At 48.5% G+C, this 546-nt stretch carries 2 protein-coding genes; both read right to left on the bottom strand.

What is annotated here, in order from left to right; genetic code table 11:
- Positions 1-404: ATP-binding cassette domain-containing protein (locus ACYVTD_RS15895; RefSeq protein WP_461248658.1), on the bottom strand; the 404-nt coding region annotated here is incomplete at its 3' end.
- A gap of 1 nt (position 405) precedes the next feature.
- Complete coding sequence (locus ACYVTD_RS15890) at positions 406-543, bottom strand: HTH domain-containing protein (RefSeq protein WP_461248659.1); 138 nt, start codon at positions 541-543, stop codon at positions 406-408.
- Between the last annotated feature and the right edge of the window lie 3 nt (positions 544-546).

Below are 546 nucleotides of genomic sequence, written 5' to 3'. Positions count from 1 at the left end.
GTCTCTAAAAGCGCGGAACCAACTCTCGCCTTTATTTCGCTCTTGGAAAGCCTCATATTGCGCGGTCCGAAGGCGACATCCTCCCTCGGCGTTTCCCCAAGTATCTGCGAATCTGGCTCCTGAAACACAAGCCCCGGTCTTGAAGCTGTCTTAACCGAACCCGAAGAAGGATCTTCAAGCCCCGCGATGATGGACATTAAAAGGCTTTTCCCCGACCCGTTAGCCCCCGCGATTATCGTACATTCGCCTTTTTCGATGGAGAGGGAAACGTCTGATAATGCGAAAAAAAAGCCGTCTTGTATCTGCTCATATCTTGTCGTTGTTCGTGTTGGTTCGTGTGGTTCGTGGTAAAATTCATAAAACGGGAATTTCTTTGTTACGTTAACAACCTCTATCTCGGCCATTTTATTCGTTTTTAGGATCAAGAAGATAGCCGTTGTCCCCGGTTTCTATCGAATAGCCGGCCTTGGTTAAAGACTGTACCGTCTTCCAAACCGCGACGCGCGATATTCCCATTTCTTTCGCGAGCAGTCCTCCGCTTATATG

Source organism: Treponema sp. R6D11 (assembly GCF_054786075.1).
This window is presented reverse-complemented; position numbering and strand designations above follow the sequence as displayed.